This is a genomic window from Kitasatospora albolonga (genome assembly GCF_039535905.1).
GTDB classification, from domain to species: domain Bacteria; phylum Actinomycetota; class Actinomycetes; order Streptomycetales; family Streptomycetaceae; genus Kitasatospora; species Kitasatospora albolonga.
In genome coordinates this window covers 1-21,666 of record NZ_BAAAYB010000125.1, presented here as the reverse complement: position 1 = coordinate 21,666, position 21,666 = coordinate 1, and the positions used below count along the sequence as shown (strand labels likewise).

The following is a 21,666-nucleotide window of genomic DNA, read 5'->3' as shown; positions in this document are numbered from 1 at the left end:
ATCCTCCGGCGGCCGCCCCCTCCACCGGGTCCACCGATCGGCTGACCCGCCCGTCACCCCGTGAGCCGCTCCCGCACATGCTCCGGGAGCAGCACCGCCTCTCGCCGCAGCACCGCGGCCAGCTCCGCCGTGAGCGGGTCGGGCGCGCTGCGGGCGTACACCGCGAGCCGCCGACGGACCGGCGGCACCGGGCGGAACAGCCGGCCGGGCAGTCCGGGCGGGAGGGCGTGGGCGGCGGCCAGAGTCGGGCCGATCCCGGCCGAGGCGAGGAGCGGACCGGCTGCGGTCTGCTCGGTGCGGACGGCCGCCACCGGGCGGAAGCCGGCTGCCGCGCAGGCCCGGTCCAGCAGCTCGGCCAGCCCGTTCCCGGCGGCGTAGTGCACCCAGCTCCGCTCGGCCAGGGCCGCCAGCTCCAGCTCGCCGCCGGGCACGGCTCCCGACGGGTCGTCAGCCGGGAGGACCAGGAGGAACTCCTCCTCCCCGAGCTCCCACAGCGGCCCGGCCCACCCCTGTGGCCGCGGCCCCAGCGCCAGGTCCGCCACGCCCCCGGCCACCGCCTCCGCCAACTCCTCGGCGTGCCGGTACTCGTGCAGCCGGACGGCCGCCCCGGGCCGCTCCCGGTGCCAGACCCGCAGCACCGCGGGCAGCACCCCCAGGCTGTACCCGTACAGCGTCGCCAACTCCACCTCACCCGCACCGGAGCTCGCGCACGCCCGGGCCGCGGACACCGCGCGCCCCGCCTCGGCCAGCGCGGCCCGCGCGTGCGGCAGCACCGCCCGCCCCATCGGGGTGGCCCGCACCTGCCGGTGCAGCCGCTCCAGCAGCGGGCCTCCGAGCAGCCCCTCCATCACCCGCACCTGGTGCGACAGCGCGGGCTGGCTGACGTGCAGCAGCTCGGCGGCGCGGGTGAACGAACCCTGCTCGACGATGGTGACCAGGTACTCCAACTGCCGCAGCGTCAGCATGACCTGAGCTTATGTCAGGCGGAAGGAACCGGTCTTGGACTCATGCCCGCCCGCCGGACGATGATCGGTCACGAACCCGCCGCACCATCCGCCAGGAGGCCGCCGTGACCACCACCGACCGCAAGACCGCCCTCGTCGTCGGCGCCAACGGGGTGATCGGCCGCAACCTCACCGAGCACCTGCTCGCGCTCGGCGACTGGGACGTCATCGGCCTCTCCCGCCGCGGCGGCGAGGGCGAGGACCGTCTGCGGCACATCAGCGTCGACCTGCTCGACGCCACCGACAGCAAGGAGAAGCTCGGCGGCCTGCACGAGGTCACCCACGTCTTCTACGCCGCCTACCAGGACCGCCCCGGCTGGGCCGAGCTGGTCGCCCCCAACCTCACCATGCTCACCAACGTCCTCGACACCGTCGTCCCGGCCGCCGCCGGTCTGCGGCACGTCAGCCTGATGCAGGGCTACAAGGTCTACGGCGCGCACCTCGGTCCGTTCCGCACCCCCGCCAAGGAGAGCGACCCGAACTTCATGCCGCCCGAGTTCATGCACGCCCAGCAGACCCTGCTGGAGCAGCGCCAGGCCGGGCAGCCCTGGAGCTGGACCGCGATCCGCCCCTCCGTGGTCACCGGCTTCGCCCTCGGCAACCCGATGAACCTCGCCATGGTGATCGCCGTCTACGCCGCGATCTCCAAGGAGCTCGGCCTCCCGCTCCGCTTCCCCGGCAAGCCCGGCGCCTACGACTCCCTGCTGGAGGTCACCGACGCCGGCCTGCTCGCCAAGGCCACCGTCTGGGCCGCCACCGAGGAGCGCTGCGCCAACCAGGCGTTCAACGTCAACAACGGCGACCTGTTCCGCTGGAGCGGACTCTGGCCGGCCATCGCCCGCTTCTTCGAACTCGACGTCGCCCCCGGCGTCCCGCTGAAGCTGGCCGAGGTGATGGCCGACAAGGAGCCGCTCTGGGAGGCCATGGTGGAGAAGTACGGCCTCGCCCACTCCTACGCGGAGGTCTCCTCCTGGGCCTTCGGCGACTTCGTCCTCTCCTGGGACTACGACCTGTTCGCCGACGGCTCCAAGGCCCGTCGGCTCGGCTTCCACGAGTACGTGGACACCGAGGCGATGTTCCTGGAGATCTTCGCCGACTTCCGCCGCCGCCGCGTGATCCCCTGACGGCGGCTTCCGGAACCAGGTGTTCCGGTCCGGGCACAATCGGGAGATGCGCTTCGTACCGCTGCTGCCCGCCGACCGTCCGGACGCCCACCGCCCGCCCGGGCGGTGGCTCCTGGAGGCCGTGGTCGGCGGCTGCGTGCTGCTTGCCACCTTCGCCGCCCTGCACAGCGTCGGCCTCAGCGGGCTCTTCGACCGCAGCACCCTGGTCGCCCTCGGCGCCCTCGCCCTGCTGCTCTCCCTCGCCCGGCACCGCTACCCCGACGCCGCACTGCTCGGGCTGGCCGCCCTGGTCGGCATCCTCCCCAGTGCCGCCATGCTCACCGCGATCGTCGCCTACACCACCTCCCGCCGCGCCGCCCGCGCCCTGCGCCGCGACCTGCTGCTGGTCGCCGCCGCCCTGCTCCCCCTGCTCACCAGCGAGGTCCGGCTGGACTACTGGCAGGGCGGCCGCTGGCAGTACGCCATCGCCCAGGGCGGGGTGCTGGCCGTGGTCGCGGTGCTCATCCCCGGCCTGGTCGGCACCGCCGCCGGCCAGCAGGACCAACTGGTCGGCGCCCTGCGCGAACGCACCGCCGCCGCCGAACGGGCCAAGCGCTCCGCCGAGAACGAGTCCCGGCTGCACGAACGCTCGCGGATCGCCGCCGAGATGCACGACCTGGTCGGCCACCGGCTCAGCCTGATCTCCCTGCACGCCGGCGGCCTGGAACTGGCCCTCGACCGACAGGCCCCCGAACTCCGCGACGAGGCCGAGCAGCTCCGCCGGGCCAGCCGGGACGCCATGGACGAGCTGCGCCAGGTGCTCGGCGTGCTCGGCCCGGTCGGCCGGGACACCGGCACCGACGCGCTCACCGACGCCACCGGCACCCGGGCCGACGTCCTCGCCCTGGTCGAGGAGTCCCGCGCGGCCGGGGTCCCGGTCGCCTTCCACTGGGAGGGCGAGGACCTCACCGAGGTCCGCCCCCAGGTCCGCCGGGCCGTCAACCGCGTGGTCCGCGAGTCGCTCACCAACATCCACCGCTACGCCCTGGGCTCCGCCGTCGAGGTGACGGTCGAACAGCTCCCCGGCAGCGTCGAGGTGGTGGTCCACAACGGCCGCCCGCCCGTCCCGCCCGCCGTCACCACCGGCCTCGGCAGCGGCCGCGGCCTGGACCAGCTGCGCGAACGGGTCGCCGTGCTCGACGGCCGCCTCACCGTCGGCCCCGTCCCGGACGGCTACGAGGTCCGCGCGGTGCTGCCCACCGAACCGCCCTCCACCGGCCGCCGGACCGACAGCGCACCCACCGCCCCCGGCACCGAGGTCCCCGTCCTGGCCGGCGGCCCCGCCGCCCGGCTCCGCCGCCAGCTGGCCAGCGCCGTCTCCGCCGCCCTCGGCCTGGCCGGGCTCGGCGTGATCCTGCTGCTCGGCCTCGGCCTGGTCCAGCAGACCCGCCCCTACGACGGCCCGCCGCCGACCAGTGCCGTCCACCCCGGCATGACGGAGGGCCAGGTGGTCTCGGTGGTCGGCCCGGACAGCCCCTCCGTCCGCTCCGCCGCCTCGGGGCGCGAGCCCGCCCGCCCCGAGGGCACCACCAGCTGCGTCTTCCCGTACACCAGTCGGCTGACGAGCAGCGACCGGCTCTACGTGACCCGTTACTGTTTCGAAGACGGCACTCTCACCGAAATCACCACATTCACGACACCGCTGGCGCCCTGACCCACCACCAGAGCCGGAGCCGCACATGACCGACCATCAGGTGACCGACCAGCCGGGCGAGCACACCGCCCCCATCCGGGTCCTGCTCGCCGACGACGAACCCGGCATCCGGGCCGGCCTGCGCCTGGTCCTCAGGCACGCCGAGGACATCGAGATCACGGCCGAGGCCTCCGACGGCGCCGAGGCCGTCGCCCACGCCACCCGCACCCCGGTGGACGTCGTCCTGCTCGACATCCGGATGCCCGTCCTCGACGGCCTGGCCGCGATCGACCAGTTGGTCCGGCTCGACCCCAAGCCCGCCGTCGTCATGCTCACCACCTTCGGCGAGGAGGAGAACGTCACCCGCGCCCTGCGCTCCGGCGCCACCGGCTTCCTCCTCAAGGACGACGGCCCGCAGGAGCTCATCAGCGCCGTCCGCGCCGCAGCCGCCGGTGACGCGGTGCTCTCCCCCGGCGTCACCGGCCTGGTGGTCCGCCGGATGCTCGACGGCGGCCCCGCCGAACCGGCCGACCCCACCACCGAGGCCGAACGACGGATCGCCGCCCTCGACCCCACCGAGCGGGAAGTGCTCGCCCTGCTCGGCGACGGCATGCCCAACCTGGAGATCGCGCTGCGCCTCGGCATCGGCCCCGACCGGGTCCGCACCCTGGTCGACGGCGTCCTCAACCGCACCGGCTCGGACACCCGGGTCCAGGCCGCCCTACTCGCCGCCCAGGCCGGCCTGAGCTCCTGAGCCGTCCGCCCCCGGGCACCCACCCTCAGCCGGCGGCCGTCTCCTTCTCCTGCTCCCACCGCACGGCCGCCGGCTGCTCCTCGCCCGTCGCCCGCCATCCCGCGGCCGCGTGCAGTACCAGGTAGGCGATCATCAGCAGCCCGACCGCCACCAGCCCGTCCGCCCAGAAGTGATTGGCCGTCACCACGACCACGTACACCGTGGCCAATGGGTGCAGCACCGCCAGCCACCGCCAGGGCGAGCGCGCGATCACCACCACCGCCACCGCCACGATCACGCACCACGCCACGTGCACCGAGGGCATCGCGGACAGCTGGGCCTCCACCACTCCGCCGACCGCACCCCCGTAGACCGACTGCCCGTACTCGGCCGCGACGTCCACGAACCCGTTCCCCGGCAGCATCCGCGGCGGCGCCACCGGCAGGAACTGGATCAGCAGACAGGCCGCCGTGGTCAGCACCACCGTGTTCCGCACCCAGGCGTACCGCGCGCGGTGCCGCACGAACACCCAGACCAGCAGCGCGATCATCGCCCCGAAGTGCATCGTCGCGTAGTAGTAGTTGGACGCCGAGATCAACCACGGATGCTCCCGCGCCGCCCGCTGCCAGGCCGCCTCGTCCGGCAGCCCCCAGTCCAGCTCGGTCCGGTGGATCCACTCCGCCCGGTCCAGGGCGTGCTCCGTGCTCAGCAACGACAGGTGCCCGACCAGCTGCCAGAGCGTGAACAGCGCCAGCAGCGTCCCCGCCTCCCGACAGGCCACCCCCAGCCCCGGCTTCCCCCACCATCGCTTGGCCGCGTACGCCGCACCGAACAGCGCGACGCCGGCAGTGCCGGAGGTCTGCCAGGTAAGGGTCAGGTTCTGCATTGGCGAAGGTTAACGCAGAAAAGCCCCCTGACGAATCGTCAGGGGGCTTCTCTTGAATGATTGTTCGGCGGCGTCCTACTCTCCCACAGGGTCCCCCCTGCAGTACCATCGGCGCTGTGAGGCTTAGCTTCCGGGTTCGGAATGTAACCGGGCGTTTCCCTCACGCTATGACCACCGAAACACTATGAAACTGTCAACCGCACCACCCCCGTGACCAAACGGGGTGGGGTCGTTGTTTCAGAACAACACAGTGGACGCGAGCAACTGAGGACAAGCCCTCGGCCTATTAGTACCGGTCAGCTCCACCCCTTACAGGGCTTCCACATCCGGCCTATCAACCCAGTCGTCTACTGGGAGCCTTACCCTCTCAAGGAGGTGGGAGTGCTCATCTCGAAGCAGGCTTCCCGCTTAGATGCTTTCAGCGGTTATCCCTCCCGAACGTAGCCAACCAGCCATGCCCTTGGCAGGACAACTGGCACACCAGAGGTTCGTCCGTCCCGGTCCTCTCGTACTAGGGACAGCCCTTCTCAACACTCCTACGCGCACAGCGGATAGGGACCGAACTGTCTCACGACGTTCTAAACCCAGCTCGCGTACCGCTTTAATGGGCGAACAGCCCAACCCTTGGGACCTACTCCAGCCCCAGGATGCGACGAGCCGACATCGAGGTGCCAAACCATCCCGTCGATATGGACTCTTGGGGAAGATCAGCCTGTTATCCCCGGGGTACCTTTTATCCGTTGAGCGACGGCGCTTCCACAAGCCACCGCCGGATCACTAGTCCCGACTTTCGTCCCTGCTCGACCCGTCGGTCTCACAGTCAAGCTCCCTTGTGCACTTACACTCAACACCTGATTGCCAACCAGGCTGAGGGAACCTTTGGGCGCCTCCGTTACTCTTTAGGAGGCAACCGCCCCAGTTAAACTACCCACCAGACACTGTCCCTGATCCGGATCACGGACCCAGGTTAGACATCCAGCACGACCAGAGTGGTATTTCAACGACGACTCCACCCAAACTGGCGTTTGGGTTTCAAAGTCTCCCACCTATCCTACACAAGCCGAACCGAACACCAATATCAAGCTATAGTAAAGGTCCCGGGGTCTTTCCGTCCTGCTGCGCGAAACGAGCATCTTTACTCGTAATGCAATTTCACCGGGCCTATGGTTGAGACAGTCGAGAAGTCGTTACGCCATTCGTGCAGGTCGGAACTTACCCGACAAGGAATTTCGCTACCTTAGGATGGTTATAGTTACCACCGCCGTTTACTGGCGCTTAAGTTCTCAGCTTCGCCTAGCCGAAACTAGACTAACCGGTCCCCTTAACGTTCCAGCACCGGGCAGGCGTCAGTCCGTATACATCGCCTTACGGCTTCGCACGGACCTGTGTTTTTAGTAAACAGTCGCTTCTCGCTGGTCTCTGCGGCCAGCCCCAGCTCAAGGAGCAAATCCCATCACCAGTTCCGGCCCCCCTTCTCCCGAAGTTACGGGGGCATTTTGCCGAGTTCCTTAACCATAGTTCACCCGAACGCCTCGGTATTCTCTACCTGACCACCTGAGTCGGTTTGGGGTACGGGCCGCCATGAAACTCGCTAGAGGCTTTTCTCGACAGCATAGGATCATCCACTTCACCACAATCGGCTCGGCATCAGGTCTCAGCCTTAATGAGTGGCGGATTTGCCTACCACTCGGCCTACACCCTTACCCCGGGACAACCACCGCCCGGGCTGGACTACCTTCCTGCGTCACCCCATCGCTCACCTACTACAGACTTGGTTCGACGGCTCCACCACTCCCCTTTGCCCGAAGGCTCCGGGGCGGCTTCACGGTCTTAGCATTACCTGGTTCAGCGTTGGCGCTTCAAAGCGGGTACGGGAATATCAACCCGTTGTCCATCGACTACGCCTGTCGGCCTCGCCTTAGGTCCCGACTTACCCTGGGCAGATCAGCTTGACCCAGGAACCCTTGGTCAATCGGCGCAAGAGTTTCCCACTCTTGTATCGCTACTCATGCCTGCATTCTCACTCGTGAACCGTCCACAACTGGATTCCTCCGCTGCTTCACCCGGCACACGACGCTCCCCTACCCATCACAGCAGGCGTTGGCCCTATAGCTGCAATGACACGACTTCGGCGGTGTACTTGAGCCCCGCTACATTGTCGGCGCGGAATCACTTGACCAGTGAGCTATTACGCACTCTTTCAAGGGTGGCTGCTTCTAAGCCAACCTCCTGGTTGTCTCTGCGACTCCACATCCTTTCCCACTTAGCACACGCTTAGGGGCCTTAGTCGGTGTTCTGGGCTGTTTCCCTCTCGACCATGGAGCTTATCCCCCACAGTCTCACTGCCACGCTCTCACTTACCGGCATTCGGAGTTTGGCTAAGGTCAGTAACCCGGTGAGGCCCATCGCCTATCCAGTGCTCTACCTCCGGCAAGAAACACGTGACGCTGCACCTAAATGCATTTCGGGGAGAACCAGCTATCACGGAGTTTGATTGGCCTTTCACCCCTAACCACAGGTCATCCCCCAGGTTTTCAACCCTGGTGGGTTCGGTCCTCCACGAAGTCTTACCTCCGCTTCAACCTGCCCATGGCTAGATCACTCCGCTTCGGGTCTTGGGCATGCAACTCAACCGCCCTATTCGGACTCGCTTTCGCTACGGCTACCCCACACGGGTTAACCTCGCTACACACCGCAAACTCGCAGGCTCATTCTTCAAAAGGCACGCAGTCACGAGATGCACAGCAAGCTGCACATCCGACGCTCCCACGGCTTGTAGGCACACGGTTTCAGGTACTATTTCACTCCGCTCCCGCGGTACTTTTCACCATTCCCTCACGGTACTATCCGCTATCGGTCACTAGGGAATATTTAGGCTTAACGGGTGGTCCCGCCAGATTCACACGGGATTTCTCGGGCCCCGTGCTACTTGGGAGAAGCTCAAGCGAGCCGCACAGATTTCGTCTACGGGGGTCTTACCCTCTACGCCGGACCTTTCGCATGTCCTTCGACTATCCATACGGTTTCTGACTCGCCCAGCCGCCGGCAGACGACTGAAGAACTTTCCCACGACCCCACGATGGCAACCCCTGCCGGGTCTCACACCAACGCGGTTTAGCCTCATCCGGTTTCGCTCGCCACTACTCCCGGAATCACGGTTGTTTTCTCTTCCTGAGGGTACTGAGATGTTTCACTTCCCCTCGTTCCCTCCACACACCCTATGTGTTCAGGTGCGGGTGACAGCCCATGACGACTGCCGGGTTTCCCCATTCGGAAACCCCCGGATCAAAGCCTGGTTGACGGCTCCCCGGGGACTATCGTGGCCTCCCACGTCCTTCATCGGTTCCTAGTGCCAAGGCATCCACCGTGCGCCCTTAAAAACTTGGCCACAGATGCTCGCGTCCACTGTGCAGTTCTCAAACAACGACCAGACACCCAAACTCGATGTTCCTTACAGAACACCTCGCATGAGGCCGGCATCCTCGAGGCAACTTCCGTTCCCTCAGGACCCAACAACGTGCCCGACACACCAGATGGTGTCCTGTGTTCCACGCCGAAGCAGTACTAACAGGGCCTACCTAGTGTGCCGAATAGTCAACGTTCCACCCATGAGCAACCGTGTGAGACATTCGCTCACATCCGGCTATGTGCTCCTTAGAAAGGAGGTGATCCAGCCGCACCTTCCGGTACGGCTACCTTGTTACGACTTCGTCCCAATCGCTGGTCCCACCTTCGACGGCTCCCTCCCAAGGGTTAGGCCACCGGCTTCGGGTGTTACCGACTTTCGTGACGTGACGGGCGGTGTGTACAAGGCCCGGGAACGTATTCACCGCAGCATGCTGATCTGCGATTACTAGCAACTCCAACTTCATGGGGTCGAGTTGCAGACCCCAATCCGAACTGAGGCCGGCTTTTTGGGATTCGCTCCGCCTCGCGGCATCGCAGCCCTTTGTACCGACCATTGTAGCACGTGTGCAGCCCAAGACATAAGGGGCATGATGATTTGACGTCGTCCCCCACCTTCCTCCGAGTTGACCCCGGCAGTCTCCTGTGAGTCCCCATCACCCCGAAAGGCATGCTGGCAACACAGAACAAGGGTTGCGCTCGTTGCGGGACTTAACCCAACATCTCACGACACGAGCTGACGACAACCATGCACCACCTGTATACCGACCACAAGGGGGCGCCCATCTCTGGACGTTTCCGGCATATGTCAAGCCTTGGTAAGGTTCTTCGCGTTGCGTCGAATTAAGCCACATGCTCCGCTGCTTGTGCGGGCCCCCGTCAATTCCTTTGAGTTTTAGCCTTGCGGCCGTACTCCCCAGGCGGGGAACTTAATGCGTTAGCTGCGGCACCGACGACGTGGAATGTCGCCAACACCTAGTTCCCAACGTTTACGGCGTGGACTACCAGGGTATCTAATCCTGTTCGCTCCCCACGCTTTCGCTCCTCAGCGTCAGTAATGGCCCAGAGATCCGCCTTCGCCACCGGTGTTCCTCCTGATATCTGCGCATTTCACCGCTACACCAGGAATTCCGATCTCCCCTACCACACTCAAGCCTGCCCGTATCGAATGCAGACCCGGGGTTAAGCCCCGGGCTTTCACACCCGACGTGACAAGCCGCCTACGAGCTCTTTACGCCCAATAATTCCGGACAACGCTCGCACCCTACGTATTACCGCGGCTGCTGGCACGTAGTTAGCCGGTGCTTCTTCTGCAGGTACCGTCACTTGCGCTTCTTCCCTGCTGAAAGAGGTTTACAACCCGAAGGCCGTCATCCCTCACGCGGCGTCGCTGCATCAGGCTTTCGCCCATTGTGCAATATTCCCCACTGCTGCCTCCCGTAGGAGTCTGGGCCGTGTCTCAGTCCCAGTGTGGCCGGTCGCCCTCTCAGGCCGGCTACCCGTCGTCGCCTTGGTAGGCCATTACCCCACCAACAAGCTGATAGGCCGCGGGATCATCATGCACCGCCGGAGCTTTCCACCTTCAACCATGCGGAAGAAGGTCATATCCGGTATTAGACCCAGTTTCCCGGGCTTGTCCCAGAGTGCAGGGCAGATTTCCCACGTGTTACTCACCCGTTCGCCACTGATCCACCCCGAAGGGCTTCACCGTTCGACTTGCATGTGTTAAGCACGCCGCCAGCGTTCGTCCTGAGCCAGGATCAAACTCTCCGTGAATGCTTTCGCACCTCGGAAGAGCGGCACAGCAACCACCGGAATAGGGTGATCCTGCGCACTGCGTCCTCGCTAGTATCTTACTTTAAAGGAATCTCCAACCCCACCAGAAGGTGAGGCCGGGGATGTCAACATATCTGGCGTTGACTTTTGGCACGCTGTTGAGTTCTCAAGGAACGGTGGCTTCCTTCGGTCCGCCTTCCAGCGGGCCCTCCGGGCACTTCGTTCGTGTTTCGAGCTTATCAGATGTCTTCCGCTCCGATTTCCCGGAGTTTCGCTTTCCGATTTCGCTCTTCGCCTTTCGGCGCTCCCGAACTCTACCAGAGTTCTTCGGGCCGTTTTTCCTTCCCGATTTCACTCGGAGAAGTTCTTTCGGCCGCTTGGGGCAACCCGGAGAACGTTACGCACCGGGCTGCCCCAAGTCAAACCGAGAGGTCTAGACCTCCACGACCACCGGAACGATCATCGGACGGCGGCGGTAGTTGTCCGCCACCCACTTGCCGATGGTGCGGCGGACCAGCTGCTGGACCTGGCGGACCTCCAGGACCCCGTCGCCGGCCGACTTCTCCAGGGCCTCCTGGAGGCGGGCCACCACGGGGGCGAAGGCGCCGTCGTCGATGCCGGAGCCGCGGGCCTGGATGGTCGGGCCGCTCACCATCTTGCCGCTGTTGGAGTCGACCACCACGAAGACCGAGATGAAGCCCTCCTCGCCGAGGATCCGACGGTCCTTCAGCGAGGCCTCGGTGATGTCGCCGACCGACGAACCGTCGACGTACACGTAGCCGGCCTGCACCTTGCCGACGATCTTGGCGACGCCGTTCTCGAGGTCGACCACGACGCCGTCCTCGGCGATCACGGTGCGGTTCTTCGGGACGCCGGTCTTGATGCCGAGGTCGGCGCAGGCGCGCAGGTGGCGCCACTCGCCGTGGACCGGCATCAGGTTCTTCGGCTTGCAGATGTTGAAGAAGTACAGGAGCTCGCCGGCCGAGGCGTGGCCGGAGACGTGCACCTTGGCGTTGCCCTTGTGGACGACGTTGGCGCCCCAGCGGGTCAGGCCGTTGATGACGCGGTAGATCGCGGTCTCGTTCCCCGGGATCAGCGAGGAGGCGAGGATGACGGTGTCGCCCTCGACGATCCGGATCTGGTGGTCGCGGTTGGCCATCCGGGACAGCGCCGCCATCGGCTCGCCCTGGGAGCCGGTGCAGACCAGGACGACGTCCTTGTCCGGCAGGTCGTCCAGGGTCTTCACGTCGACGATCATGTTGCCCGGCACCTTGAGGTAGCCGAGGTCACGGGCGATGCCCATGTTGCGGACCATCGAGCGGCCGACGAAGGCGACCTTGCGCTTGTGCTCGTGCGCGGCGTCCAGCACCTGCTGGATGCGGTGCACGTGGCTGGCGAAGGAGGCCACGATGATGCGCTTCTCCGCGCTGGCGAAGACGTTGCGCAGCGCCGCGGAGATGTCGCGCTCGTGCGGGATGAAGCCGGGGACCTCGGCGTTGGTGGAGTCCACCAGCAGCAGGTCCATGCCCTCCTCGGCCAGCTTGGCGAAGGCCGGGAGGTCGGTGAGGCGGCCGTCCAGCGGGAGCTGGTCCATCTTGAAGTCACCGGTGGCGACGACCATGCCGGCCGGGGTGCGGACGGCGACGGCCAGGGCGTCCGGGATGGAGTGGTTGACCGCGATGAACTCGCAGTCGAAGGGGCCGATCCGCTCGCGGTCGCCCTCCTTGACCTCCAGGACGTACGGGCGGATCCGGTGCTCGGCGAGCTTGGCCTCGATCAGCGCGAGGGTCAGCTTGGAGCCGATCAGCGGGATGTCGGGGTTCTCCCGGAGCAGGTACGGGACGGCACCGATGTGGTCCTCGTGACCGTGCGTCAGGACGATGCCGTCGATCTTGTCGAGGCGGTCCCGGATGGAGCTGAAGTCCGGCAGGATCAGGTCGACGCCGGGCTGCTCGTCCTCGGGGAAGAGCACGCCGCAGTCGATGATCAGCAGCCGGCCCGCGTGCTCCAGCACGGTCATGTTGCGGCCGATCTCGCCGAGGCCGCCGAGCGGGGTGATCCGGATGGCGCCGGGCTTGAGGGCCGGGGGCGTGCCGAGGTCGGGGTGAGGGTGGCTCAAAAGACTCTCCTTACGACGCACGCCACATGCCCCGGGGGTCCTCCCCTGCTGACACGTGGCGTGCGTGCTTCGATGGTTTCCTACTTGCCAGGTCTGATGCCTCGCGCCTTCGGTCCGGTCCAGCGGCAGGCCTCGGGAGGCCCGGCGAGCCGGGGCGCGCACGTCTTGTCGTTTACAGGTGTACCCCGCCGGCGGCGAGATCCTCCTTCAGCCGCGCGATCTCCTCCTCGGTGGCGGAGACCAGCGGCAGGCGGAGCGGCCCGGCCGGGTGGCCCTGCAGGTCGAGCGCGGCCTTGGTGAGGATCACGCCCTGAGTGCGGAACATACCGCTGAACACCGGCAGCAGGCTCTGGTGGATCGCGGTGGCCTTCGCCACGTCGCCTTCGCGGAAGGCGTCGAGCATGGCGCGCAGCTCGCCGGCCACCACGTGGGCGACCACGCTGACGATGCCGACCGCACCGACCGAGAGCAGCGGCAGGTTCAGGATGTCGTCGCCGGAGTACCAGGCGAGGCCGGAGCGGGCGATGGCCCAGGAGGCCTCGCCCAGGTCGCCCTTGGCGTCCTTGTTGGCGACGATCCGGGGGTGCTCGCCGAGGCGGACCAGGGTCTCGGTGCTGATCGCGACGCCGGAGCGGCCGGGGATGTCGTAGAGCATCACGGGCAGTCCGGTGGCGTCGGCGATCGCCACGTTGTGCCGGTAGATGCCCTCCTGTGGGGGCTTGTTGTAGTACGGCGTGACCACCAGCAGGCCGTGGGCGCCCGCGGCCTCGGCCTGGCGGGCCAGCTCGACGCTGTGGTGGGTGTCGTTGGTGCCGACCCCGGCGACGACGTGCGCCCGGTCACCGACCGCCTCCACGACGGCGCGGACCAGCTGGGCCTTCTCCGCGTCACTGGTGGTGGGGGACTCGCCGGTGGTGCCGTTGACCACGAGGCCGTCGTTGCCGGAGTCCACCAGGTGGGTGGCGAGGCGCTGGGCGCCGTCGAGGTCGAGCGCGCCGTCGGCGGTGAACGGGGTGACCATCGCGGTCAGGACCCGGCCGAAAGGCGTCTGGGGGGTGGAGGTCGGAGCCATGTGTCCAAAACTACTCGTAGGCACCCCGGGGGTATCCGGAGCGGTCCAGGGTTCGGACAGGTGTGGCGTGGTACTGACGGCCCGTCAGCCGTCCGTTCCGGTCCCGGCATGGGATTCCGGTGCTACTCGCTCGGGGGTTCGAGCAGCACCGGAATCCGTGACCTGAGCCTAGGGAGCGCTCAGAATCACCGCAATCCAGACATGCCGGACATGCCACTCCTATGCCCGTCGGCCCAGGTCAGGGGGCCACGCGGCCGTGCTTCTCGAAGGCCGCATGGGTGAGCGGCATGAGCTCGGCCCACGCCGCCTCCATGCCCTCGGCGACCATCTCGATCTCGCGCTGCGGGAAGGACGGCACGGTGGCGTTCTCCTTCTTGGTCCGCAGCGAGAGGAAGTGCATCAGCGAGCGGGCGTTGCAGGTGGCGTACATCGAGGAGAACAGGCCGACCGGCAGCACGGCCCGGGCCACCTCGCGGGCGACGCCGGCCTCCAGCATCTCCTGGTAGGCGGTGTACGAGGCCCGGTAGGCCTCCTCCATCCGCTCGTTCACCAGGCTCTGCTGCTCGGGAGTGCCGTCCACGAACTCGTACCGGCCCGGGCGGCCCTGCTGGACCAGCTTGCGGTCGGCGCCGGGCACGTAGAAGACCGGCTCCAGGTTGCGGTAGCGGCCGGACTCCTCGTTGTACGACCAGCCGCTGCGGTGCCGGTGGAACTCGCGGAAGACGAAGATCGGCGCGCTGATGAAGAAGGTCATCGAGTTGTGCTCGAAGGGGGTGCCGTGGCGGTCCCGCATCAGGAAGTTGATCAGGCCGGCCGACTTCTCCGGGTCCTGGGCCAGTGCCTCCAGCGACTGCTCACCCGCGGTGGAGACCCGGGCGGCCCAGATGACGTCCGAGTCGGCGGCGGCGCTGCGCACCAGCTGCACCGTCACGTCGTCCCGGAACTTCACTTCGCTGCTCAACTCTTGCTCCCAATCGGTTCGTTGCTCCCGTGCAGCTTGATCGCGTGCTGCATGGCCTTGCGGGCCCGTGGCGTGTCACCCGCGTCCGCGTACGCCACCGCCAGGCGGAAGAACACCCGCCAGTCCCCCGGTGCCGCCTCCGCCTCCGCCTTGCGGCGGGCGAACACCTCGTCGGCCGACGCCCGGTCGATCCGCCCCCCGGCGGTACGGCGCAGCTCGTCCACCGGGAGGCCCCCCTCGGCCTCCAGCTCCTTGGCGAGCCGCTCGCTGGCCTTCCCGAACCGCATGGTCTGGCGCAGGAACCAGACCCCGATCGCCGGGACGACGAAGGCGCAGACGCCGAGGCCGATGCCGAGCGGCTTGCCGGTGGCGATCAGCTGGACGCCCTCGCCCATGCAGATCAGCGAGACCAGCAGCAGCGCCGCCGAGAGCAGGAAGAAGCCGGTGCGGGAGGTCATGCCGTGTTCAGAGCTCCATGAAGTGCTCGAGGCCGAAGGTCAGCCCCGGGTGCTCGGCCACCTTGCGCACGCCGAGCAGGATGCCCGGCATGAAGCAGCTGTGGTGCAGCGAGTCGTGACGGATCGTCAGGGTCTCGCCGGTGTCGCCGAGCAGCACCTCCTGGTGCGCCAGCAGGCCGCGCAGCCGGACCGAGTGCACCGGGACGCCGTCCACGTCGGCGCCGCGGGCGCCGGGCAGGCCGTGGGTGGTCGGGTCGGACTGCCGGGGCAGGCCGGCCTCCTCCCGGGCGGCGGCGATCAGCTGGGCCGTGCGGGTGGCGGTGCCGCTGGGGGCGTCCGCCTTGTGGTCGTGGTGCAGCTCGACGACCTCAACGGTCTCGAAGTACTTGGCCGCCTGCTGGGCGAACTTCATCGACAGCACCGCGCCGATGGAGAAGTTCGGGGCGATCAGCACGCCGACCCCGGGGGCCTCGGCCAGCCAGCCGCGCAGGGTGGCCAGCCGCTCCTCGGTCCAGCCGGTGGTGCCGGTGACCACGTGGATGCCGTTGCGGACGCAGTGCTCCAGGTTGGCCATCACCGCGTCGGGGTGGGTGAGTTCGACCGCGACCTCGGCGCCCTTGAGCTCCTCCAGCGAGGAGGAGCGGTTGAGCGCGGCGGTCAGCTCCATGTCCGGGGCGGCGGTGACGGCCTTGACCGCCTCCGAGCCGATCCGGCCGGTGGCGCCGATCACGGCGACAGACGTCATGTCAGATGTCCTCTCAGGCCAACGGGATGGTCAGGCGAGCAGGGCGGCGAGCGCGTCGGCCCGCTTCTGGTTGATCGGGCCGATCAGTGCGAGCGAGGGCCGGTGCGCGCCGAGCACGTCCCGGGCCACCGCGTGGACCTCGTCCAGGGTGACCGCGGCGATCCGCTCCAGCATCTCGCTGACCGACAGGTGCTGGCCGTAGCTGATCTCGGCCTTGCCGATCCGGTTCATCAGCGAGCCGGTGTCCTCCATGCCGAGCACGGTGGAGCCGGAGATCTGGCCGATCGCGCGGCGCAGCTCCTCCTCGGTGATGCCCTCGGCGACCACCTTGGCGAGCTCCTCGCGGCAGATCTCCAGCACCTGCTCGACCCGCTTGGGCTGGCAGCCGGCGTAGATGCCGAACAGGCCGCTGTCGGCGTAGGAGGAGGAGTACGAGTAGACCGAGTAGGCCAGCCCGCGCTTCTCCCGGACCTCCTGGAACAGCCGCGAGCTCATCCCGCCGCCGAGCGCGGCGTTGAGCACCCCGAGGGCCCAGCGGCGCTCGTCGTGGCGCGGCACGCCGGGCACGCCCAGCACCAGGTGGGCCTGCTCGGTCGGGCGGTTGAGCACCTCGACCTTGCCGGCCGTGCGCAGCGCGCGGACGCCCTTGCGGACCTCGGCGGGGTGGCCGGCCGAGCGGGCCAGGACCGGGGCGAAGGCCTTGCGGACCTGCCGGACCACGGTCGCGTGGTCGAGGTTGCCGGCCGCGGCGACCACCAGCTGCTCGGGCTTGTAGCGGCGGTGGAAGAACCCGGCGATCTGATCGCGGGTCAGGTTGGTGACCGTCTCCTGGGTGCCGAGGATCGGGCGGCCCAGCGGGGTGTCGCCGTAGATCACCTTGGCGAACAGGTCGTGCACCACGTCGCCCGGGTCGTCCTCGGCCATCGCCATCTCCTCGAGGATGACGCCGCGCTCGGCCTCCACGTCCTCGGGCCGGATCAGCGAGCCGGTGAGCATGTCGCAGACCACGTCGATGGCCAGCGGCAGGTCGGTGTCGAGCACCCGCGCGTAGTAGCAGGTGTTCTCCTTGGCGGTGAACGCGTTCATCTCGCCGCCGACCGCGTCCAGCGCGGCGGAGATCTCCAGCGCGGTGCGGCGGGCGGTGCCCTTGAAGAGCAGGTGCTCCAGGTAGTGGGTGGCGCCGTTCAGCGCCGGGGTCTCGTCCCGGGAGCCGACGCCGACCCAGATGCCGAAGGTCGCGGAGCGGACCGTCGGGAGGGTCTCGGTGACGACCCGCAGACCGCCGGGGAGGACGGTGCGGCGCACGGTGCCGGCGCCGTCCACGCCCTTGAGCAGGGTCCGGGTGGAGCCGGGGCGCTGCTGCGCCGCGCTGGCCTGGGCCACGGGGTAGTACCTCTCAGTCGGAACCATGCACGAACCAGGGGCGCGAGGAACTGCGCGGCCGACCAACCAGTGCGGATAGTGCACGGCTGGTCGCGCGGTTCCTCGCGCCCCTGGGTTAAGCGTTACTACTCGGCGGCGGGGGCGGCGTCGCCCTCTTCGCCCTCGACGACCGGGATCAGCGAGAGCTTGCCGCGCGGGTCGATCTCGGCGATCTCGACCTGGACCTTGGCGCCGACGGCCAGCACGTCCTCGACGTTCTCCACGCGCTTGCCACCGGCGAGCTTGCGGATCTGCGAGATGTGCAGCAGGCCGTCCTTGCCCGGCATGAGCGACACGAACGCACCGAAGGTCGTGGTCTTCACCACGGTGCCCAGGTAACGCTCGCCGACCTCCGGCATGGTCGGGTTGGCGATCTGGTTGATCGTGGTGCGGGCGGCCTCGGCGGCCGGACCGTCGCTGGCACCGATGTAGATGGTGCCGTCGTCCTCGATCGTGATCTCGGCGCCGGTGTCCTCCTGGATCTGGTTGATCATCTTGCCCTTGGGGCCGATGACCTCACCGATCTTGTCCACCGGGATCTTGATCGTGATGATGCGCGGCGCGTACTGCGACATCTCGTCCGGGGCGTCGATCGCCTCGTTCATGACGTCCAGGATGTGCAGGCGGGCGTCCTTGGCCTGCTTCAGCGCGGCGGCCAGCACGGAGGCCGGGATGCCGTTGAGCTTGGTGTCCAGCTGCAGCGCGGTGATGAAGTTGCGGGTACCGGCGACCTTGAAGTCCATGTCGCCGAACGCGTCCTCGGCACCGAGGATGTCGGTCAGCGTGACGTAGTGGGTCTCGCCGTCGATCTCCTGCGAGATCAGGCCCATCGCGATGCCGGCCACGGCGGCCTTCAGCGGGACACCCGCGTTCAGCAGCGACATGGTCGAGGCGCAGACCGAGCCCATCGAGGTGGAGCCGTTGGAGCTCAGCGCCTCGGAGACCTGGCGGATCGCGTAGGGGAACTCCTCGCGGGTCGGCAGCACGGGCAGGATCGCCCGCTCGGCCAGCGCGCCGTGGCCGATCTCGCGGCGCTTCGGCGAACCGACGCGGCCGGTCTCGCCGACCGAGTACGGCGGGAAGTTGTAGTTGTGCATGTAGCGGCGACGGGTCTCCGGGGAGAGCGTGTCGAGCTGCTGCTCCATGCGGAGCATGTTCAGCGTGGTGACGCCCAGGATCTGGGTCTCGCCGCGCTCGAACAGGGCGGAGCCGTGCACGCGCGGGATCGCCTCGACCTCGGCGGCCAGCGTACGGATGTCCGTGACGCCGCGGCCGTCGATGCGCACCTTGTCGGTGATGACGCGCTCGCGGACGATCTTCTTGGTCAGCGCGTTGTAGGCGGCGCCGATCTCCTTCTCGCGGCCCTCGAACTCCGGCAGGAGCTTCTCGGCGGCGATGCCCTTGATGCGGTCGATCTCGTTGTTGCGCTCGGTCTTGCCGGCGATGGTGAGCGCCTTGGCCAGCTCGCCCTTGACGGCGGTGGTCAGGGCGGCCAGCACGTCGTCCTGGTAGTCCAGGAAGACCGGGAACTCGCCGGTGGGCTTGGCGGCCTGGGCGGCCAGCTTCGCCTGGGCGGCGCAGAGCACCTTGATGAACGGCTTGGCGGCCTCGAGACCGGCGGCCACGACCTCCTCGGTCGGAGCCTCGGCGCCCTCGCCCACCAGGGTGATGGTCTTGGTGGTGGCCTCGGCCTCGACCATCATGATCGCGACGTCGCCGTCCGGCAGGGTGCGGCCGGCCACGACCATGTCGAAGACGGCGTCCTCGAGCTCGGAGTGGGTCGGGAAGGCCACCCACTGACCCTTGATCAGCGCGACGCGGACGCCACCGATCGGGCCGGAGAACGGCAGGCCCGCGAGCTGGGTGGAGGCCGAGGCGGCGTTGATGGCCACCACGTCGTACAGGTGGTCCGGGTTGAGCGCCATGACGGTGCAGACGACCTGGACCTCGTTGCGCAGGCCCTTGACGAAGGACGGGCGCAGCGGGCGGTCGATCAGGCGGCAGGTGAGGATCGCGTCCTCGGAGGGCCGGCCCTCACGACGGAAGAACGAGCCGGGGATGCGGCCCGCGGCGTACATCCGCTCCTCGACGTCCACCGTCAGCGGGAAGAAGTCGAAGTGCTCCTTCGGCTGCTTGGAGGCGCTGGTGGCCGACAGCACCATGGTGTCGTCGTCCAGGTAGGCCACGGCGGAGCCGGCGGCCTGACGGGCCAGGCGGCCGGTCTCGAAACGGATGGTGCGGGTGCCGAAGCTGCCGTTGTCGATGACGGCCTCGGCGTAGAACACGTTCTCTTCCACCTGGAAGATCTCCTCTTTCGTACGTTCCCGGAGGAGCGTCAGCGCTGCTGTCTGCCGGCGGCCCTGGGCAGTTCGGGCCGGTCTTCGATCGAAGCCTCCGGGGCTTCCCGCGGTGGGGACTCCCGGGGGCCACTACCGAGGACCGGCGCCTCTCGGGCCTGGTCGGCGGTCGCGTCTGGACGCTCCTCCGGATGCGGGCGGCCTCCGTTTGAGGCCCTTCTCCCCGCTGGGTGAGTGCGTTTGTTGCCTGGGTCGGGCCGACGTCGTGTCGGCACCATGACCGGGCATGCCCCTCACTTTACAAATTCACACCCTACCGAGCTCGTCATTAGGACGCGTGCGGTGCGGCGGGGTGCGCCGTTCTCGTTCGGGTATGCAGCGAGGGGCGGCTCCCCGGTGTCGGGGAGCCGCCCCTTGCAGCGGTCTTAGCGGGCGCCGCCGGCGGCACCGCGGCGGATGCCGAGGCGGTCCACCAGGGTACGGAAGCGCTCGATGTCCTTCTTGGCCAGGTACTGGAGAAGGCGGCGGCGCTGGCCGACCAGGATCAGCAGGCCACGACGCGAGTGGTGGTCGTGCTTGTGGAACTTGAGGTGCTCGGTCAGGTCCGAGATCCGGCGGGAGAGCATCGCGACCTGAACCTCGGGAGAGCCGGTGTCGCCCTCCTTCTGGCCGAACTCGGCGAAGATCTGCTTCTTGACGTCAGCGGCGAGAGCCACGGCATCTCCTTCAAGGTTTTCCGAGTGACCCTTGGTAGACGACACAGGGGTCTGACTGAACTCGGACTGACCAAGAGTACCAGCGCCCGCCGCCGCCCCTTGCCGCAGGGGTGACGACGGGCGCGGTGGGGCCTCGTCAGCGGGTCGCGGTCAGCCGGTGGCGCCGCGGATCAGGCCGTAGACGTCGAGGACCGCCAGGGCGAGCGGGACCAGGGCGACCAGCGTCAGGCCGTCGACCATGTCCAGGATGCGGCCCCAGAAGGGGGAGACGCCCAGGCGGGGGACGACCAGGGCGATGCCGGTGAGGATGGCCGCGCCGGCCGCGATGGAGGCGGAGAGCCAGACCGTCCGCAGGTCCACCGAGGAGGACGTGGTGGAGGTGAGGATGAACTGCGGGGTGTGCAGCGAGAGCCCGATGATCAGCAGCGCCAGGCTGATCAGGCCGGCGATGGTGAGGGCGAAGACCTGGCCGGTGTAGCGGAACAGGCGGGCCCGCAGCATGGTGGCGATGCCGATGGCCAGGGCCAGCAGCTCGCCCCACTGCCGGTCGCTGAAGCCGAGCACGGTGCAGGCACCGATCACGGTGGCGGCGCAGCCGCCGACCAGGCCGACCAGCACCTCGTGGCCGCGGCGGGCCTGGTGGGCGATCCGCTCGTACTGGACGGTCTCGGAGGCGGCGGCCTCCTCGGCGTAGGAGCTGCCGCGGGTGCGGGTCTGGCCGGGGGCGTTGAAGCCGACGGGCAGGCGGGCGAAGCGGGCGGAGAGCGCGGGCAGGAAGCCGACGGCCGCGACGGCCGCGACGCCGGTGACGGCGGCGATGTCGGTGGCGGGGGTGTCGGAGAGCAGGACGGCGGCGAAGGAGGCCAGGGTGCCGGAGGCGGCCAGGAAGGCGGAGGCCACGAAGGCCGAGTCCTTCTCCGGGAGCATGCCGACCAACAGGACCGAGACCACCAGGACGGCGACGCAGCCGACCAGCAGCTGGAGACGGCCGGGGCCGTCGCCGACGGTGGCCACCGCGACGATGCCGCTGCCGGCGATCAGGGTGTGCGGCAGGGCGCCGAGGCCGAGCGCGAGGGCGGCGTCGTGGTCCTGGTACACCCGGGCGCGGACGCCGGCGAAGGCGACCAGCACCACGGCGGTGACGCCGGCCAGGATCCCGGGCAGGCCGTGCATGTCGTGCCGGAGGTCGGCGAACCAGAGCGCGAAGCCGAGCAGGGTGAGCAGCACGCCCGCCCCGATCAGGCCGAAGGAGCGCATCAGCTCCGGGCTCCAGAAG

At 68.0% G+C, this 21,666-nt stretch carries 14 protein-coding genes and 3 rRNA genes; 3 read left to right on the top strand and 14 right to left on the bottom strand.

From position 1 onward, the window contains the following. Nucleotides 1-53: 53 nt before the first annotated feature. The gene (locus tag ABD946_RS30525; protein WP_345288787.1) at nucleotides 54-965 is read right to left on the bottom strand and encodes a LysR family transcriptional regulator; all 912 of its coding nucleotides are present in this window, start codon (nucleotides 963-965) and stop codon (nucleotides 54-56) included. Nucleotides 966-1,069: 104 nt separating this feature from the next. On the opposite strand from ABD946_RS30525, the gene ABD946_RS30520 reads away from it, so the two are divergent. The 3 genes from ABD946_RS30520 to ABD946_RS30510 are packed head-to-tail and all read left to right on the top strand — an operon-like array spanning nucleotide 1,070 to nucleotide 4,554. Further along, nucleotides 1,070-2,128 (top strand): SDR family oxidoreductase, encoded by a 1,059-nt coding sequence (locus tag ABD946_RS30520; protein ID WP_345288785.1) that lies wholly within the window; start codon nucleotides 1,070-1,072, stop codon nucleotides 2,126-2,128. 46 nt (nucleotides 2,129-2,174) lie between these two features. Beyond that, the gene (locus tag ABD946_RS30515; RefSeq protein ID WP_345288784.1) at nucleotides 2,175-3,821 is read left to right on the top strand and encodes a sensor histidine kinase; all 1,647 of its coding nucleotides are present in this window, start codon (nucleotides 2,175-2,177) and stop codon (nucleotides 3,819-3,821) included. 25 nt (nucleotides 3,822-3,846) lie between these two features. Then, the gene (locus tag ABD946_RS30510; RefSeq protein WP_345288783.1) at nucleotides 3,847-4,554 is read left to right on the top strand and encodes a response regulator transcription factor; all 708 of its coding nucleotides are present in this window, start codon (nucleotides 3,847-3,849) and stop codon (nucleotides 4,552-4,554) included. Between the two features lie 25 nt (nucleotides 4,555-4,579). Here the strand turns inward: ABD946_RS30510 and ABD946_RS30505 are convergent, their stop codons facing one another. The 13 genes from ABD946_RS30505 to eccD form a co-directional block, all read right to left on the bottom strand. Beyond that, entirely contained in the window at nucleotides 4,580-5,419 is an 840-nt protein-coding gene (locus ABD946_RS30505; protein WP_345288782.1) for a phosphatase PAP2 family protein, read from the bottom strand. A gap of 62 nt (nucleotides 5,420-5,481) precedes the next feature. Further along, nucleotides 5,482-5,598, bottom strand: a 5S ribosomal RNA gene (rrf, locus tag ABD946_RS30500). A gap of 87 nt (nucleotides 5,599-5,685) precedes the next feature. After that, nucleotides 5,686-8,807: ribosomal RNA gene (locus tag ABD946_RS30495) — 23S ribosomal RNA — on the bottom strand. A 270-nt stretch (nucleotides 8,808-9,077) separates the two neighbouring features. Continuing rightward, nucleotides 9,078-10,600: ribosomal RNA gene (locus tag ABD946_RS30490) — 16S ribosomal RNA — on the bottom strand. The 16S, 23S and 5S rRNA genes sit together here, the layout of an rRNA operon. Before the next feature lie 433 nt (nucleotides 10,601-11,033). Beyond that, the gene (locus ABD946_RS30485; RefSeq protein ID WP_345288781.1) at nucleotides 11,034-12,719 is read right to left on the bottom strand and encodes a ribonuclease J; all 1,686 of its coding nucleotides are present in this window, start codon (nucleotides 12,717-12,719) and stop codon (nucleotides 11,034-11,036) included. 172 nt (nucleotides 12,720-12,891) lie between these two features. Beyond that, nucleotides 12,892-13,791, bottom strand: a complete 900-nt coding sequence (dapA, locus tag ABD946_RS30480; RefSeq protein WP_345288779.1) for a 4-hydroxy-tetrahydrodipicolinate synthase — start codon at nucleotides 13,789-13,791, stop codon at nucleotides 12,892-12,894. A 238-nt stretch (nucleotides 13,792-14,029) separates the two neighbouring features. After that, the gene (gene thyX / locus ABD946_RS30475; RefSeq protein ID WP_345288778.1) at nucleotides 14,030-14,752 is read right to left on the bottom strand and encodes an FAD-dependent thymidylate synthase; all 723 of its coding nucleotides are present in this window, start codon (nucleotides 14,750-14,752) and stop codon (nucleotides 14,030-14,032) included. Next, a complete protein-coding gene (locus ABD946_RS30470) occupies nucleotides 14,749-15,210 on the bottom strand; it encodes a tetratricopeptide repeat protein (protein ID WP_345288777.1) in 462 nt (153 codons plus the stop codon). The genes thyX and ABD946_RS30470 overlap by 4 nt, the downstream gene beginning before the upstream one ends. A 7-nt stretch (nucleotides 15,211-15,217) precedes the next feature. Beyond that, nucleotides 15,218-15,955 carry a 4-hydroxy-tetrahydrodipicolinate reductase gene (gene dapB, locus ABD946_RS30465; protein ID WP_345288776.1) on the bottom strand — a complete coding sequence of 246 codons (738 nt, stop codon included), beginning with the start codon at nucleotides 15,953-15,955 and terminating at the stop codon, nucleotides 15,218-15,220. Nucleotides 15,956-15,985: 30 nt separating this feature from the next. Next, entirely contained in the window at nucleotides 15,986-17,365 is a 1,380-nt protein-coding gene (locus ABD946_RS30460; protein WP_380149487.1) for a M16 family metallopeptidase, read from the bottom strand. Nucleotides 17,366-17,463: 98 nt separating this feature from the next. After that, nucleotides 17,464-19,674: a polyribonucleotide nucleotidyltransferase gene (locus ABD946_RS30455; RefSeq protein WP_345288774.1), complete on the bottom strand. Its 2,211-nt coding sequence runs from the start codon at nucleotides 19,672-19,674 to the stop codon at nucleotides 17,464-17,466. A gap of 425 nt (nucleotides 19,675-20,099) precedes the next feature. Then, entirely contained in the window at nucleotides 20,100-20,390 is a 291-nt protein-coding gene (gene rpsO / locus ABD946_RS30450) for a 30S ribosomal protein S15 (protein WP_345288773.1), read from the bottom strand. Between the two features lie 150 nt (nucleotides 20,391-20,540). Continuing rightward, a partial coding sequence (eccD, locus tag ABD946_RS30445) for a type VII secretion integral membrane protein EccD (RefSeq protein ID WP_345288772.1) occupies nucleotides 20,541-21,666 on the bottom strand: 1,126 nt, incomplete at its 5' end.

Excerpts from the sequence above, each read along its gene's own strand:
- ABD946_RS30470 (WP_345288777.1), bottom strand. The coding sequence starts at position 15,210 with ATGACCTCCCGCACCGGCTTCTTCCTGCTCTCGGCGGCGCTGCTGCTG.
- ABD946_RS30460 (WP_380149487.1), bottom strand. The coding sequence starts at position 17,365 with ATGGTTCCGACTGAGAGGTACTACCCCGTGGCCCAGGCCAGCGCGGCG.
- dapA (WP_345288779.1), bottom strand. The coding sequence starts at position 13,791 with ATGGCTCCGACCTCCACCCCCCAGACGCCTTTCGGCCGGGTCCTGACC.
- dapB (WP_345288776.1), bottom strand. The coding sequence starts at position 15,955 with ATGACGTCTGTCGCCGTGATCGGCGCCACCGGCCGGATCGGCTCGGAG.
- ABD946_RS30525 (WP_345288787.1), bottom strand. The coding sequence starts at position 965 with ATGCTGACGCTGCGGCAGTTGGAGTACCTGGTCACCATCGTCGAGCAG.
- ABD946_RS30515 (WP_345288784.1), top strand. The coding sequence starts at position 2,175 with ATGCGCTTCGTACCGCTGCTGCCCGCCGACCGTCCGGACGCCCACCGC.
- ABD946_RS30505 (WP_345288782.1), bottom strand. The coding sequence starts at position 5,419 with ATGCAGAACCTGACCCTTACCTGGCAGACCTCCGGCACTGCCGGCGTC.
- ABD946_RS30510 (WP_345288783.1), top strand. The coding sequence starts at position 3,847 with ATGACCGACCATCAGGTGACCGACCAGCCGGGCGAGCACACCGCCCCC.